This is a genomic window from Ochrobactrum vermis, from assembly GCF_002975205.1.
Lineage (GTDB): Bacteria > Pseudomonadota > Alphaproteobacteria > Rhizobiales > Rhizobiaceae > Brucella > Brucella vermis.
In genome coordinates, this window is sequence record NZ_PCOC01000001.1 from 2,820,640 (window position 1) to 2,834,956 (window position 14,317).

The window sequence follows — 14,317 nt, forward strand, 5'->3', positions numbered from 1 at the left end:
TTGCAGCCTCACTCTGTCACAGTGGAGGCCGCTATCCCCATGGGATCTTTAATTTGCGCGTCAAGCAAACATTTGGAGCGCCGATCTGATTTACTCAGATCGAAGCGCGCTCTAGTTGCCTCCGAACAATCCGCCTTGCGCCGAAATCTGGATAAAGGCCGGTCCGAGAATAACAATAAAGAGCACGGGCAGGAAAAAGACGATCATCGGCACGGTCAGTTTTGGCGGCAGGGCTGCAGCCTTCTTTTCGGCGTCCAGCAAGCGTAAGTCACGGCTTTCCTGAGAAAGCGTGCGCAGCGCCTGTGCAACGGGCGTGCCGTAACGCTCGGCTTGAATCAATGCCTGCGTTACGGATTTCACCGGTTCCAGGCCTGTGCGATTGGCGAGATTTTCATAGGCCTGACGGCGCTCCGGCAGGAAAGAAAGCTCGGCATTGGTCAGCATCAGTTCTTCGGCAAGCTCGACGGATTGAATGCCGATTTCATCGGCCACCCGGCGAAAAGCAGCTTCAGTGGACATGCCCGATTCGACGCAGATCAGCATCAGATCAAGCGCGTCCGGCCATGCGCGTCGGATGGACTGCTTGCGCTTGGTTGCCCTGTTCGAGACGTAGAGATTGGGCGCGTAGAAACCGGCATAGCCAGCAATAATGCAAACGAGAAAGCGTAGGAAGAACGATTGATCGGCAAGCACGCCGAGCACGAAAATGTAGATGGCGGCGACGATTATCGCGCCGAAAGGCAGAACAAAGCGCAGGAACAGAAAGATGTTGAGCGGGTTCTGCCCCCGGAAGCCTGCCTGCCTGAGCGAAGCGATCGTCTTTTCATCGGCAAGCGCACGCTTGAGGTCAAGCTTTTCGACGAATTCGCGGATGCCCTGCTTCTGCTGATGGCGCAGGCTGTTGCGACGGTCGCTTTCCGCAGCAAGTCGGGCGCGTTCGCGCGAGCGAATGGCTTCACGTTCGGTGGCAACCGATTTCATGCGCGACTTGAGCGCGCTGCCGCTAAGGACCGGCATGAGGATCGTCACTGCTGTGGCAAAAACCGCAACGGTGATCAAAGCGCCGATCAGAAACTGCGGATCGGATAATTTCTGCGTGAGGAGAGAAAACATGTCCAGTGCCTCACATATCGAAATTGATCATGTTCTTCATGATGAAGATACCGGTCAGCATCAGAACGGCTGCAATGCCCAGGAGCATGTGGCCGGTCGAAGAGGTAAAGAGCAGCGTCATATATTGCGGGCTGGTCAGGTAGACGAGAATCGTGACGATGAAGGGCAAAGCGCCGATGATCGCAGCCGAAGCCTTGGCTTCCATGGATAGCGCATTGACCTTGGCCTTCATCTTCTTTCGATCACGCAGAACCTTTGAAAGATTGTTGAGCGCTTCGGAAAGATTGCCACCTGCCTGAGACTGAATCTGGATGACGATGGCGAAGAAGTTGGTTTCCGGGCACGGCATGGAATCAGGCATCTTGCCGACCGCTTCGGGGATGGAAAGCCCGATCTGCTGTGCCTCGACCACCTTCTTGAATTCGCTCTTCACCGGTTCGACAGCCTCGCTTGCAATGAGCCTCAGGCCGTCATTGAGCGGAAGCCCGGCGCGGGTTGCACGCACGATAACATCAAGTGCGTTGGGAAATTCTTCGAGGAACTTCTTCAGTCGCCGCTTGCGCTTCTGCAGCACGAACCAGCGTGGCAAACCGAAGAAACCGGCAATTGCAATGCCCGGCAGGAAAAGCAGCGGCGCGCCGAAAATCAGCGCGATGAATGTTGCGAGAAACGCGGTCACACCGGAATAGATGTAGAATTTCTGCAAGGTGAGATTAAGCCCCGCCTGTGTCAGCAGAATGCGCAGGGGTGGATATTTCTGATTTTTCTCGCGTTGCTTCTGCCGCGCTTCCAGATCTTTTATATTGTCCTGCAGATGTTTGCGGCGCTTCTGGATGTCGGCGTTTCTGTCGCGCTCGCTGCGCGTTATCGCCCGTTCCGAACCGCTGTTGCGCACGGTTTCGAAGCGCCGTGCCGCGTGATCTTTCTTGCCGAGCTTTTCGTAAAACAGTGCATAGAACAATGCCGCGCAAGCGATGACGGCAAGCATGATGAACATCACAATGCTGGCGCCGGAACCGGTCATGCGTTCGTCCTTTCCATGCTGTCGAGCACGGAAGCAAGGCGGCTGTCCTCATTATAGTAGCGGGCGCGTTCCCAGAAGGCGGGACGTCCGATGCCGGTCGAGCTGTGGCTGCCGAGAATGCGGCCGGAAGCGTCTTCACCCTTGATATCGTATAGAACCAGATCCTGGGTGATAATGACGTCGCCTTCCAGCCCCACCACTTCGGTAATGTGGGTGATGCGGCGTGTGCCGTCGCGCAGGCGCGCGGCCTGAATGATGATATCGACCGAGCCGACGATGATCTCGCGCACGGTCTTTTGCGGCAGCACATAGCCGCCCATGGCGATCATGGCTTCCATACGGTTGAGGCATTCACGCGGGCTGTTGGAATGGATCGTCCCCATCGAACCATCGTGGCCGGTATTCATGGCCTGCAAGAGGTCGAATACTTCGGAACCGCGCACTTCGCCGACGATGATGCGTTCGGGACGCATGCGCAGGCAGTTCTTGACCAGATCGCGCATGGTGACTTCGCCTTCACCTTCCAGATTGGGTGGGCGGGTTTCCAGGCGCACCACATGCGGCTGCTGCAATTGCAGTTCAGCCGAATCCTCACAGGTTATGATGCGTTCGTGCGTGTCGATATAGCGTGTCAGGCAGTTGAGAAGCGTGGTCTTGCCTGAACCGGTACCGCCCGAAATGATGACATTGCAGCGCACGCGGCTGATGATCTGCAGTAGCTCCGCTCCGGCATTCGATATGGCGCCGAAACGCACCAGCTGGTCGAGCGTCAGCTTGTCCTTGCGGAATTTACGGATGGTCAAAGTGGGGCCGTCGAGCGACAGCGGCGGCGCGATGACATTGACGCGCGAACCGTCAGGCAGGCGGGCATCGCAGATTGGGCTCGATTCGTCGACACGGCGTCCGACCTGGCTCACGATGCGCTGACAGATGTTAAGAAGCTGCTGGTTATCGCGGAAGCGGATGCCGGTTTCCTGTAGCAGGCCGTCCACTTCGATATAGGTGCGGCGTGAGCCGTTGACCATGATATCGGCGATGTCGTCACGCGAAAGAAGCGGTTCCAGCGGACCGTAGCCCAGAACGTCGTTGCAGATATCATCGAGCAGTTCTTCCTGCTCCGCAATCGACATGACGAAGTTCTTGATGGCGATGATGTCGTTGACGATGTCGCGGATTTCCTCGCGCGCGGCGTCCGGTGCCATGCGGGAGAGTTGCGACAGATCAATCGTGTCGATCAGCGCCGAAAAGACCTGCGATTTGGTGTCGTAGTAACTTTCGGTTTTCTCACGTCCTTGCGTGCCGGTATGGGCGGGAGATCGCGCCTGCGTCGTCGGGACGGCTGCCTGCATACGGGATGGCTGGACTGTCGGCTGGGCCGGAGCGGACATTGCAGCCGAAGTGGCAGGTTTCGGCGCAGCCGGTCGCATTCCGCTTTCCGGCTTGTTTCCCGTATCGTTGCCTCTTCTGCCGAACATGATTTCCTGCCGTTATCTGGTCTTGCGTGCAAACTTGCCGAGAAGGCTCGAAATGCCGATCTTCTTGCGCGGCTGCACATCGGCCCTGCCGGTGACGACATGCGCGATATGGCTGATAGCTTCGGCTGCCGGGCTTTCCGGATTGGTTTCAGCGATCATCCGGCCATTATTGGCTGCATTGCCGAAAAGCTGCGGATCGAAGTCGATGGTTGCGATGGGATCGATGCCGAGCGGCTCTGAAAAATCGGCGAGCGCGATTTCCGGCCGTTTGGGCATACCCATCTGATTCAGGACGAGATGCGGCTTCACATCGTTCGGGCGCAATTGTGCCAGCGTGTCGAGAAGGTTCTTCGTGTTGCGGAGATTGGCGAGATCGGGCGTTGCGACAATCACGACCTCGTCGGCGCGCATCAAAGTGGTGCGGGTCCAACCGGTCCAGCCATGCGCCACGTCCAGCACGATCAGCGGAGAATTGCGCTGGGCAACATCGATCAGTTCGGCAAAGGCATCTTCGCCGAAATCGAACGTGCGCTCCAGGCTGGAAGGGGCAGCGAGGATCGACAGATGGTCGCCGTACTGCACCAGCAGCCGGTCGAGATAGACCTCGTCAATCCGTTCCGGCGAGAAGACAGCGTCGGCGATGCCAAGCGTCGGATCCTGATCGAAATTGATATTCGCCGTGCCGAAAGGCAGATCCATATCCGCCAGCACGACATCGTGCCGGAACAGATCCGAAATCGACCAGGCGACATTGTGTGCGATGGTTGAGGCACCGACACCGCCTTTCGCGCCGATAAAGGCGACGGAGCGGCCCAGCGGCTCAGCGCCGGGATCGAGAAATATCGAGGAAACGATGGCCAGAATGTCTGCAAGCGCGACCGGCGCTACGATGTATTCCGAAACGCCCCGGCGCAGCAGTTCACGATAAAGCCAGACCTCGTTGGAATGACCGATGACCATGACTTTCGAGCCGGGATCACAGGCATCCGACAATTGCAGTAGTTCTTCGAGCAGCACATTGGGATCGGAAGCCGATTCGACGATAATCAGATTGGGTGTGGACGCGGTCTGATAAAACTCGATTGCAGCCGCAATGCCGCCCATCATGACCTTGAGGTGGGTTTTTGCCATGCGCCGGTCGCCGCCTGCACGTTCGATCGGAATGGCGACGCTTTCGTTCACGCAGAACGCCTGAATTGAAATGCGCGGAATAGGGCGCACATTCTCAAGCATGATCGGCGCGCGGCCTGTCTCCGGGCCCTGCGCCTCTTCCTCCGGTTCGAACGCGAAATTGGTCATGGCGTCCTCTTAATACTCGGCCTGCTGGCTGCGGGGTTCGCGCCAGTTTTGCGTCTGTGCCGGTGACATTTTCACATAGCCCTGATCGCCGTTGAGACGTTCCGTCGTGCGATCCGAATCGATAGGCGACATGGCACGCGGCCCAAGAAGATCGGCCGGATTGGCAATCTGTGCGGCGAGATTGTTCTGCGAGGCGCAGCCGAAATTGGCGTAGTGCTTGTTTTCAGGCGTGCTGGCCAGATCGTCCGGCCAGCGTCCGCACGGTGTCGTGCCCGCCGTCATCGCATAATAGCTGATGCGGATGGGTGCCGCCGCATCCGGGCTTTCGACCGGATAATTCTCGATGGCAATATTGTTTGCCTTGATGCCGCCGTGCCGCAGCACCGTGGACACCTCGGTGCTCAGCCGGTAGGCAGCAGCCTGATTGGATGCACCTGAAGGCACCAGAACATAGAGCATGCCGGATCCGCTGCGCCGATAGTTGGCGATGGCGCCCTGAATGATGCCACGCTGCATGGGGCTGAGCTTCTGGTCGGCCTGCGCGACCGGAATATCGGTGACCTGCTCCCGCTCGGCAATCGTGATCGGATGGTTGGTGCGATAATCGTCCGGCAGGGCACCGACGGTGACGTGCTGGCGATTTGCGCAGCCTGCGAGAAGGGCCAGCGACAGGGCAACAAGCGCTGGTCGGGCGGAAATCCTGCAAAAGCCTCTGACTGAATATGTCATGATCTGTCCCCGCTCACTTGTAGATATAACCGACGACGCCGTTATAGCGACCGGGCGGCAGTTTGGTTTCCATCGTGCCGTACACGCGATTGACCTTGCCAAGGATGTATCCTGCGCCATCGCTGGCCGGGTTGAGATTGTCGTCAGGCCGCGCAAGCTGCTGGCGGGCCACCGGGCGCGCCAGATAAGGCGTTACAATCACCACCAGTTCGGATTCGTTGCGGATGAAATCCTTGCTGCGGAACAGCGCACCGAGGACCGGAATCTTGGTAAGGCCCGGAAATCCGGAAACCGACTGGCGCACTTCATCGCGGATCAGGCCGCCGATCATCATGGAGCCACCGGATGGGAGCTCGACCGTCGTGTCGGCCACACGCTTGCGCAGGGACAGAATGCTCGCGCCGACGCCATCCATCTTGTTGGTCGTGCCGGCCCCTTCCGTCGTTGGTTCGGAGACGGAGGTTCTGATTTTCAGGCTGATGCGTCCTGGCCCCAGCACGGTCGGCATGAATTCGAGGCCGATCCCGTAATTGATCTTGGCCAGCTCGTTGGTGCGTTTCCCGTCGTCATCATATTTCACGCTGTTGATGACGTTATATTCGCCGCCGACATTGAAAGCCGCTTTTTCGCCCGAGATCGCGGTCAGCGTCGGCTCGGCGAGTGTCTTCATGACACCGGCTGTCTCCATCGCCCGCAGATAGGCTGAAAAATTGCTTGTCGCGAGGCCGAACCCGGTATCGGACAGGTTGTTGCCAATGGCTCCGGCAATACTCTCGGAAATTCCGCCATAGGAGATGCCATTCGAAACGCCGCCGCCGCTCATATTGACGCCAAGCTGCTTCATCACCGAGCGACTGACCTCGGCGACGGTGACTTTCAAGGTCACCTGATCTTCGCCAACAATAGTGAGCATGTTGACGATGGCGCTTTGACGGCGTCCTCGGTCAGGGTTGTTGATGGCGACGCCACCGCCATCGGTTGGAGCCGAGGCTGTGGTCGAATATTGCCCTGTCGTTGCTTCGCCACCGGTTACGAAAAGACCGGCGAGCTTTGCGGCCTGCGCCGAATCCTGCGGGGTCTGCACGGTTCCGGTCAGCACCACATTGTCGTTGATCAATTCGACGCGAATATCGGAACCGGGAATGAGGCGTTTGAGCTGGGCAGAAAGCCCGCTCACATCACGCTCGATTTCGACGTCGATGGATGCGACTTGCTCGCCATTCGGACCGAAAACGAAAATATTGGTCTGCCCGACCTGTTTGCCGAAAAGATAGATGCGCCGCGACGTGCGCGTCACCGCATCGGCAATGGTCGGGTTGGAGACGAGAACGTCATAAGCATCCTGCGGAAGATCGAGAACCACGGACTTGTTGAGGCCGAGCTTGATCGTCTGTGAACGCTGCTGCCCGCCAACCTTGACGATGCCAGCCGCCGCCATGGCGGACATATCCGAAAGAGGCAGTGAAAATGCGGCAAGCGCGCTGGTCAACAGCGCGATCTTTGCGGAATACGGGCGCACGCGTTTTATCTTTCTCATGAGCGCGGTCCTATTTCTGTAACGCTGCCGGACTTGATGACCTTGACCGTGCCGCTGCGGGTCGGCGAGGAAACCAGATAGTCGGCCTGCTTGATATCCTTGTCCTCGACGTCCTGTGTCGAGCGAAGCGCCAGCGTCAGGCGGTCGGCCATCTGTTGGGCGACGGTAATGATTTCAGCTTGTTCCGGCGTGACTTCGAGCGTTGCGGTCTGGCCGACCATGACTTTGCGGCCCTGTTCATCTTCCTGAATGGCCTGATCGATGGCCAGAACACGCACGTTCTGCAATACGGTTTCCGTGGTGAAGGGGCTCAGGGATTTTTCGCCGTTGTCCGGTTTGCGGCGGGTCATGATGACATCGACGAAATCGTTGGGAAGAATGAAGCCACCAGCCGAACTCTCGGCATTGATCTGCGTTGCGACGGCGCGCATGCCAGGCGGCAGGATCGATGACATGAAGCTCTGCCCCGGGCCGATGAGCTTGGTCTTGCGGATCGGCTCGCCCGTGAAGAACTGCAGCCGGACGGTTGCGCCGCTCAGCTGGTTGATGGCGTCGGGTTCGCTCGATCGGGTGATGTAGCCGTCGCTGACTGCTTCGGCGGGCCAGGGCTGCCAGCGCATCTGCGATGTCAGTTCTGCGCCGACGCCAAGATTTTCGGTGGCGACGAGCACGTCTTCCAGTTTCATCTGCGGTGTTTCAGGCGCGGCGACAATGGGTGCAGGCGGCGGTGCGGCGAGGTTCATGGCAATATAGCCAGCTCCACCAGCCGCAAGAACGGCCACTCCTAAAATGAGCAGTCGAGCTGATTTCATGATGTGCCCCGCGCAAATCCCCACGTCACGATGACGTGTTCCAAAATTGCACTGGCAATCGTGTAATTATGGTTAATATAATCTTATTCGAATAAAGAAAGATTGGGAGTACACGTAAGCGTTGCGCATAAATGCGCTCAAAATGCTCCCGCCAAATAGGCCTTTATCGATTCTCCAACCGGCGACAGCGGAAATGTCCAGAGACCGGCAGCGCCGAGAGCAATACCATAAGGAATGCCCACATCCTTGCGGGCGAGCGTCCCCATAAAAGCGTAGCGATCTGCCAGAAGCGGGCGGGGGATCATCCTGTAGAGAATGATCGTGAGTGTCAGCACGCCGCCCAGGATCGAAACCATCACAAGATAATCCAGGAGGCTGATCGTGGGGCCGAACCACAAGGCTGTTGCGGCGATGAGCTTGGCATCGCCACCGCCCATGGCGCGAAGGCAGAAGAGCGAAAAGGTGATGATCAGCGCGATGCCACCGACACCGAGATGCCAGGCATAATCGGAAAGAGAAAGCCCCAGGAGCGGCGCGAGCAGGATAAAGCCGAGTGTCAGCCCGATGGAAACGCGGTTGCGGATGGTCATTGAGGTCAGGTCGGTGATCATGGCGGTCACCATTGCCAGAGCGAAGATTGCCGTCATGGCTGCTGCTGTCATTGCCGATGCCCCCGCGTCGCCTGTCATCCCATCATTTGGCCACCGTTTGCACGGAACCGTATTCTGTCGATTAGCGATTGGTCGCCTGTTCGAACTGTGTGGCTGTGTCGTTAAACTTTTCGCCGACACTTCCGGCCACGAGCGCAACGCCGCTGATGATCGCAATGGAGACGAGCGTGCCGATAAGCGCATATTCAATCGCTGTCGAACCGGCCCTGTTCTTCATGAAACGCGTCATCAATGTCGGCATCGCATGCTCCTCGCTGTTCCGATAGCGCTGGTTCTTGGGACACGCTTTAAATTCGGATGTGCTCAAGCATAGGAGAGAGGAATTGTGGCCCCCTTAACAATCAGGGTTAATGAAGCGTTTCAGCGCCCGGAAAGCCACGACCGTTGCGTGATTGGTTAATCTTTGGCGAATTGCGGAATGCGGCCTGCACGGAAGGGTAGCGACTTAATTCTTCCTTCACCAATCCCGTTCATTCTTTGCTCATAATATTGGCGGGGCCTGATCTATCAGCGGGGAATATAGCGTGACGCGTCGTTTGTTTTCTTTGGGCGGCCCAGGCATGGCATCTGCCATGGGCGTTGTGCTCATGGTTATCTTTGTCGCCGCACCTGCGTCTGCGGAAGACTATATTGCCCTCGAAACAAGCCAGGCCCGCATTTTGCGGCTGGCGCGCCCGGCTGACAGCGTTGTGATTGGAAATCCGTCGATTGCCGACGCGGTTGTTCAGGATGCGCAGACCATCGTTCTGACCGGCAGGGACTTCGGCGTAACCAATATCGTCGTCATGGACAAGCAGGGCGAACCGATCCTCGACCGTGAACTGGTGGTTTCCCGCAATGCACGCGGAACGACGCGGATTTACCGTCAGGCCGAAGTACAAACGCTCTCCTGCACGCCCTATTGCGAAAAAGCCTCGACGAAGAACGGCTTTGACGACAAATAGCAATAATCGCTTATGAGTTCCTGCTTCCGTTAATACTCTTTCAGGTTGTCCTGTTGTAACGATACGCCCAATCGAATTCATGTGGAATTGGGTGGGGTTATGACTTTCGGGATTTTGGCGCGTCACCTTGCGGGGGTGAACGCGAACCTGCGCCGTTTCGCTCGCGCACAAAATGGCGTGGCGGCGGTGGAGTTTGCGCTGCTCATCGTTCCGTTCCTGATCATCGTCTTTGCGACGATAGAGGTCGGCGTGAGTTTTGCGGCGCGACAGGTCATATCCAATGCGACGGAGACCGTGGCGCGCAGATTGCAGACAGGCCAGATCAGAGGAACCGTGATAAGCGAAGAAAGCCTGCGCACCGAACTGTGCCAGCAGATGCAGTTCATGGTTGCAAAAGACTGCCCCAATCTTTCGTTCAATCTAGGGACCTATGAGGGTTTCAACGCGGTTCCGACGGACCAGATTCTCGATAGCGAGGGCAAGCTGACGCGGGCAGGCATTACCGGGACGAGCGGGACATCAACGATCAACCAGCTCAACGTCGTTTATGCGTGGCCCGTATTGACGAACATCCTCTACCTGATCGAAAGCCCACATGCAGCAGGCGGCACAATGCCGCTGTTTGCTACCCTCACCTGGCAGAACGAACCCTTCCCGAACTAGAGCATGTCTCCCAAAAGTGGGAACCGGTTTTGGGATAAAGACATGCGTAGAAACAAAGAGATAGAGTATTCCAATGTTTTAGTTAAAACGGGAAATGCTCTTAAACAACCGATGCGCATTCCGAACACTGTTTCACCTTTTTCGGGATGCGCTCTGGAGCGATCGATTGTCATGCGTAACTGTCTTCGGAAATTTCTGTACGATCGGCGCGGGGTGGGAGCGGTTGAATTCGCCCTGATCGTTCCGCTCCTGCTTCTGATTTATCTAGGCTCCGTCGATCTTGCCGATGGGATGGACACGAACAAGAAAGTGTCTCGCTCGGCGAGCAGTCTTGCCGATCTGGTTGCCCGACAATTATCGGTCACGCCGGATGACTTGAGCGATATGTTCAATATCAGCCGCGCGTCCCTTCTGCCCTACGGCCGGAGCAATCCGAAGATAAGGATAACGGCGATCAGGGTCGAAGGAACGGCAACCGCCAGCAACCTGACGCCGAAGGTGGACTGGTCCTATGCCAATATCGCGGATTTTGCCGCGAATAAGGGCGACACCGGTGATCTTCCGTCAAGTCTCCTGGGTGAGGGGGGGTATTTCATCAAGGTCGATGTCGAACTCGATTACAAGCCGCTCAATGCATGGATTTCGACGAGCATTCCCATGAGCGAAACCTATTATCTGGCACCGCGCTATACCAATACAATCCCCTGCACCAAATGCTGAGCATCTTGGCATTGCGGACAAAACTGAACATATAATACCAAAACCCGATGAGTACGACTCATCGGGTTTTGGTTAAGCCCGAGTGGCGATTGAACTTTTTCAAGGCGTGATGCGTCAGCATCTTAGCGCCTTGGTATAAGAATCGAGCCGATGCATGGCTCTTGTTCAGGATCAGTTTTCAATGCCCGAATTACCAGAGGTCGAAACGGTACGCCGTGGTCTGCAGCCCGTCATGGAAGGGGCGACCGTCGAGCGAGTGGAGCAGCGGCGCCCGGATCTGCGCTTTCCATTTCCCGACCGTTTTGTCGAACGGCTTTCCGGCCGACGCATTGCAGCGCTTGGTCGCCGTGCGAAGTATCTGACGATCCATCTCGATGACGGCCTTTCCGTCATCAGCCATCTTGGCATGTCGGGTTCGTTCCGCATCGAGACGGATGACGAGGGCAGTACGCCCGGCGCGTTTCAGCATGAACGATCCAAGCTGAGCGCACATGATCATGTGGTGTTTCACCTCATGCGTGCCGATGGCGCTCCTGCCCGTGTGGTCTACAACGATCCACGCCGTTTTGGCTTCATGCTCTTTGCCGAGGAAGGCACGCTCGACAGCCATCCGTTTCTGGCAAGCCTCGGCATCGAGCCGACAGGCAATCTGCTTTCCGGCGCTGTCCTGGCAGAACTCTTCGCGGGCCGTAAGGCGCCGCTCAAGGCTGCTCTGCTCGATCAGCGGCTGATCGCCGGTCTCGGCAATATTTATGTCTGCGAAGCGCTCTGGCGCAGTCACCTGTCACCCATGCGTGCCGCCGGGTCCATCGCGCAGGATCCCGAAGTCATGGAGCGGCTGGCTTTCGACATACGTTCTGTGATCGCCGATGCGATTGCAGCGGGCGGTTCGACCCTCAAGGACTTTATTCAGGCAGACGGTGCGCTTGGTTATTTCCAGCACTCCTTTTCTGTCTACGGGCGCGAGGGTGAGCCGTGCCGAAACCCCGCCTGCAACGGCATCGTGGAACGGGCGGTTCAGTCTGGACGGTCGACTTTTTTCTGTGCTTCCTGCCAGCAATGAGGCCTTGAAAAAGAAGCCGCGCCAGTCCAATTTGCCCCGCAATAAGCTTGCCATTGAAGGAGGAGTTCAAATTCATGGCCTATGAAACGATCATCGTCGAGACACGTGGCGGCGTCGGCCTCATCCGCCTCAACCGCCCGCAGGCGCTCAATGCCCTGAACAGTAAAGTGCTCGACGAACTGACAGAAGCTCTCGGTGCTTTCGATACGGATGGCAAGATCGGCGCAATCGTCCTGACAGGCTCCGAAAAGGCTTTTGCCGCCGGTGCCGACATCAAGGAAATGCAGCCGATCGATTTCGTGGATGCCTATCTTCAGGACATGTTCGCCGACTGGCAGAAGGTGGATCGGGTCCGCAAGCCGATCATCGCGGCGGTTTCGGGCTATGCACTTGGCGGAGGCTGTGAACTTGCCATGATGTGCGATTTCATCATCGCGGGCAGCAACGCCAAGTTCGGTCAGCCGGAAATCACGCTCGGCGTTATGCCCGGTATGGGCGGCTCGCAGCGACTCACGCGCTATGTCGGCAAGTCCAAGGCGATGGATATGTGCCTGACCGGGCGCATGATGGACGCCACGGAAGCTGAACGCAGCGGTCTCGTTTCGCGGGTTGTCGCGCCGGAGGAGCTTCTGGATGAGGCGTTGAAGGCCGCCGAACGCATTGCATCCTTCTCACGTCCGTCCGTGCTGATGGTCAAGGAAGCGGTCAACCGTACCTATGAAATGACCCTGAGTGAAGGACTTCGTTTCGAGCGTCGCCAGTTCCATTCGCTGTTCGCCACGGAAGACCAGAAGGAAGGTATGGCAGCCTTCGTCGACAAGCGCACGCCAGCGTTCAAGAATCGCTGATTGCTCGGCTGGCGGTCGAAAGGCCGCCCGACGAGCGCTGCCCGGGAGCCTCGAAGTCGCTTTTTGCGGGCTTTCGGGCCGGGTTTGCGGGTTTTTGATCGCGCTATGGGGCAGAATCCACGTTGACGTCGCGCCAAAGCTGATCTATAAGCCCGCCCACGGATCGGCGGCCCAAGGGATTTTCTCGGCTGCCCTAGAGGTTTTGTGCCCGGCGGTTTATGCCCCTGGCTAGCTGACAGAAAAAAGAGAGGCATTTATGGCCAATACTCCTTCGGCCAAGAAGGCAGTGCGCAAGATCGCTGCCCGCACCGAAATCAACAAGTCCCGCCGTTCGCGCGTTCGCACCTTCGTGCGCAAGCTGGAAGACGCTCTGCTGAGCGGCGACAAGCAGGCTGCGGAAGTCGCGTTCAAGGCTGCTGAGCCTGAACTGATGCGCGCTGCTTCCAAGGGCGTGATGCACAAGAATACCGCTTCGCGTAAGGTGTCTCGCCTTGCCCAGCGCGTTAAGGCTCTGAACGCCTAAGCATTCATCCATTTTTATGGATCAGTTTCGAAACCCGGCTCATAGTTAGCCGGGTTTTCTTTTTTGAGCGTTTTTCGGAGAAATTGCATTCTTTCACTCCACCTTGAATTGTAGAGCTATTTCAATGCCTAGCTGGAATAGTTGAGAGGGTGGCCAATTGCGCAGCCAGGTATTTGTTTAGTATTTTCAAATGGTTGCAGATTATTATCCACTGTTATCCACAGGCTGGTTTAGGGACTCGGAAGGGGGTTTGAGTCAAGGAATATTTTTAAATTTATTTTCAAGAAGAACATATCAGGACCACCTAAAAATTGCCCTGTGAAAACGCATTGAATCCAAAGGTGTTATTTCGCTGGCATCCGATTCCCTCTATTTGCCAAGCCCCCCTGCAAGGGCTTTCAGCAAAAAAATGTGGCTTTCCGAGGCTTGCCCTTTACGGCGAGGCTTCGTTAAAGTCAGGGCATAAGAGGGGTGAGCCACCGGCTCGGAGTTAGCATCAAATAGAGAGTTTGTCGGCGTGGGCGTCACAGCCCGCGGGTGTTATATTCTGGTCGTAAGGTCCTGTTCCTCATGGTTGTTTGCTTACCGTTCATTAACCGGAATGCCGTTTTAGGCATGTCCCTGACAATTGAATGGTTGTGGCGGATTTCGTTCCGGGCAATCAGCCTCCGGTAAAAGTGTTGTGAGTCGTAAAAAGGTCGCCGGGAAGGAGTATCCGGGTGTTGGTCCTGACGGGACCGTTTGAGTTTGTGTTTGGCCCAGAGCTGTAGAGCCGGGCCTTTTGAGTGAGTACCTGTCGGACGGGACGGAAAATAAATCCGCAGTTCGGGCAGGAAAAAAATGACAAGCGCCGAAAAAGGGCGCGTACGAATGTGAAGGCAGGCGAGACGATGGCA

Annotated in this window: 15 protein-coding genes; 6 read left to right on the forward strand and 9 right to left on the reverse strand. The window is 57.0% G+C overall.

Annotated elements, in window-relative coordinates:
• Positions 1–111 precede the first annotated feature (111 nt).
• From CQZ93_RS14065 to CQZ93_RS14105, 9 genes are all read right to left on the reverse strand, one after another.
• Positions 112–1,113, reverse strand: coding sequence for a type II secretion system F family protein (locus CQZ93_RS14065; RefSeq protein ID WP_105543095.1), 1,002 nt, complete (start codon positions 1,111–1,113; stop codon positions 112–114).
• A gap of 10 nt (positions 1,114–1,123) precedes the next feature.
• Positions 1,124–2,137 carry a type II secretion system F family protein gene (locus tag CQZ93_RS14070; RefSeq protein ID WP_105543096.1) on the reverse strand — a complete coding sequence of 338 codons (1,014 nt, stop codon included), beginning with the start codon at positions 2,135–2,137 and terminating at the stop codon, positions 1,124–1,126.
• A complete protein-coding gene (locus CQZ93_RS14075; protein WP_105543097.1) occupies positions 2,134–3,612 on the reverse strand; it encodes a TadA family conjugal transfer-associated ATPase in 1,479 nt (492 codons plus the stop codon). The genes CQZ93_RS14070 and CQZ93_RS14075 overlap by 4 nt, the downstream gene beginning before the upstream one ends.
• Positions 3,613–3,624: 12 nt before the next feature.
• Complete coding sequence (locus CQZ93_RS14080) at positions 3,625–4,911, reverse strand: CpaE/TadZ family protein (protein ID WP_105543098.1); 1,287 nt, start codon at positions 4,909–4,911, stop codon at positions 3,625–3,627.
• Between the two features lie 9 nt (positions 4,912–4,920).
• The gene (locus CQZ93_RS14085; RefSeq protein WP_105543099.1) at positions 4,921–5,640 is read right to left on the reverse strand and encodes a CpaD family pilus assembly protein; all 720 of its coding nucleotides are present in this window, start codon (positions 5,638–5,640) and stop codon (positions 4,921–4,923) included.
• Positions 5,641–5,653: 13 nt separating this feature from the next.
• Positions 5,654–7,177 carry a type II and III secretion system protein family protein gene (locus tag CQZ93_RS14090; protein WP_105543100.1) on the reverse strand — a complete coding sequence of 508 codons (1,524 nt, stop codon included), beginning with the start codon at positions 7,175–7,177 and terminating at the stop codon, positions 5,654–5,656.
• On the reverse strand, positions 7,174–7,989 hold the full coding sequence (gene cpaB, locus CQZ93_RS14095; RefSeq protein WP_105543101.1) for a Flp pilus assembly protein CpaB: 816 nt from the start codon (positions 7,987–7,989) through the stop codon (positions 7,174–7,176). Before cpaB ends, CQZ93_RS14090 begins: the two co-directional genes overlap by 4 nt.
• Positions 7,990–8,126: 137 nt before the next feature.
• Positions 8,127–8,651, reverse strand: a complete 525-nt coding sequence (locus tag CQZ93_RS14100; RefSeq protein ID WP_286153394.1) for an A24 family peptidase — start codon at positions 8,649–8,651, stop codon at positions 8,127–8,129.
• A 70-nt stretch (positions 8,652–8,721) separates the two neighbouring features.
• Entirely contained in the window at positions 8,722–8,901 is a 180-nt protein-coding gene (locus CQZ93_RS14105) for a Flp family type IVb pilin (protein ID WP_105543103.1), read from the reverse strand.
• A 319-nt stretch (positions 8,902–9,220) separates the two neighbouring features.
• Here CQZ93_RS14105 and CQZ93_RS14110 point away from each other — a divergent pair, with 319 nt between their 5' ends.
• The 6 genes from CQZ93_RS14110 to rpsT all read left to right on the forward strand — a co-directional run bounded on the left by CQZ93_RS14110 (position 9,221) and on the right by rpsT (position 13,421).
• On the forward strand, positions 9,221–9,604 hold the full coding sequence (locus CQZ93_RS14110) for a pilus assembly protein N-terminal domain-containing protein (RefSeq protein ID WP_422616087.1): 384 nt from the start codon (positions 9,221–9,223) through the stop codon (positions 9,602–9,604).
• 99 nt (positions 9,605–9,703) lie between these two features.
• Entirely contained in the window at positions 9,704–10,267 is a 564-nt protein-coding gene (locus CQZ93_RS14115) for a TadE/TadG family type IV pilus assembly protein (protein WP_105543105.1), read from the forward strand.
• A gap of 171 nt (positions 10,268–10,438) precedes the next feature.
• Positions 10,439–10,987 (forward strand): TadE/TadG family type IV pilus assembly protein, encoded by a 549-nt coding sequence (locus CQZ93_RS14120; protein ID WP_105543322.1) that lies wholly within the window; start codon positions 10,439–10,441, stop codon positions 10,985–10,987.
• A 181-nt stretch (positions 10,988–11,168) separates the two neighbouring features.
• Positions 11,169–12,050 carry a bifunctional DNA-formamidopyrimidine glycosylase/DNA-(apurinic or apyrimidinic site) lyase gene (gene mutM, locus CQZ93_RS14125; protein WP_105543323.1) on the forward strand — a complete coding sequence of 294 codons (882 nt, stop codon included), beginning with the start codon at positions 11,169–11,171 and terminating at the stop codon, positions 12,048–12,050.
• Positions 12,051–12,124: 74 nt separating this feature from the next.
• Positions 12,125–12,898 (forward strand): enoyl-CoA hydratase, encoded by a 774-nt coding sequence (locus CQZ93_RS14130; RefSeq protein WP_105543106.1) that lies wholly within the window; start codon positions 12,125–12,127, stop codon positions 12,896–12,898.
• Positions 12,899–13,154: 256 nt separating this feature from the next.
• Positions 13,155–13,421: a 30S ribosomal protein S20 gene (rpsT, locus tag CQZ93_RS14135; RefSeq protein WP_010657809.1), complete on the forward strand. Its 267-nt coding sequence runs from the start codon at positions 13,155–13,157 to the stop codon at positions 13,419–13,421.
• The last annotated feature ends 896 nt before the right edge of the window (positions 13,422–14,317 follow it).

Excerpts from the sequence above, each read along its gene's own strand:
- CQZ93_RS14100 (WP_286153394.1), bottom strand. The coding sequence starts at position 8,651 with ATGACAGCAGCAGCCATGACGGCAATCTTCGCTCTGGCAATGGTGACC.
- CQZ93_RS14110 (WP_422616087.1), top strand. The coding sequence starts at position 9,221 with ATGGCATCTGCCATGGGCGTTGTGCTCATGGTTATCTTTGTCGCCGCA.
- CQZ93_RS14130 (WP_105543106.1), top strand. The coding sequence starts at position 12,125 with ATGGCCTATGAAACGATCATCGTCGAGACACGTGGCGGCGTCGGCCTC.
- mutM (WP_105543323.1), top strand. The coding sequence starts at position 11,169 with ATGCCCGAATTACCAGAGGTCGAAACGGTACGCCGTGGTCTGCAGCCC.
- cpaB (WP_105543101.1), bottom strand. The coding sequence starts at position 7,989 with ATGAAATCAGCTCGACTGCTCATTTTAGGAGTGGCCGTTCTTGCGGCT.
- CQZ93_RS14085 (WP_105543099.1), bottom strand. The coding sequence starts at position 5,640 with ATGACATATTCAGTCAGAGGCTTTTGCAGGATTTCCGCCCGACCAGCG.
- rpsT (WP_010657809.1), top strand. The coding sequence starts at position 13,155 with ATGGCCAATACTCCTTCGGCCAAGAAGGCAGTGCGCAAGATCGCTGCC.
- CQZ93_RS14070 (WP_105543096.1), bottom strand. The coding sequence starts at position 2,137 with ATGACCGGTTCCGGCGCCAGCATTGTGATGTTCATCATGCTTGCCGTC.
- CQZ93_RS14075 (WP_105543097.1), bottom strand. The coding sequence starts at position 3,612 with ATGTTCGGCAGAAGAGGCAACGATACGGGAAACAAGCCGGAAAGCGGA.
- CQZ93_RS14080 (WP_105543098.1), bottom strand. The coding sequence starts at position 4,911 with ATGACCAATTTCGCGTTCGAACCGGAGGAAGAGGCGCAGGGCCCGGAG.
- CQZ93_RS14120 (WP_105543322.1), top strand. The coding sequence starts at position 10,439 with ATGCGTAACTGTCTTCGGAAATTTCTGTACGATCGGCGCGGGGTGGGA.
- CQZ93_RS14065 (WP_105543095.1), bottom strand. The coding sequence starts at position 1,113 with ATGTTTTCTCTCCTCACGCAGAAATTATCCGATCCGCAGTTTCTGATC.
- CQZ93_RS14115 (WP_105543105.1), top strand. The coding sequence starts at position 9,704 with ATGACTTTCGGGATTTTGGCGCGTCACCTTGCGGGGGTGAACGCGAAC.
- CQZ93_RS14090 (WP_105543100.1), bottom strand. The coding sequence starts at position 7,177 with ATGAGAAAGATAAAACGCGTGCGCCCGTATTCCGCAAAGATCGCGCTG.
- CQZ93_RS14105 (WP_105543103.1), bottom strand. The coding sequence starts at position 8,901 with ATGCCGACATTGATGACGCGTTTCATGAAGAACAGGGCCGGTTCGACA.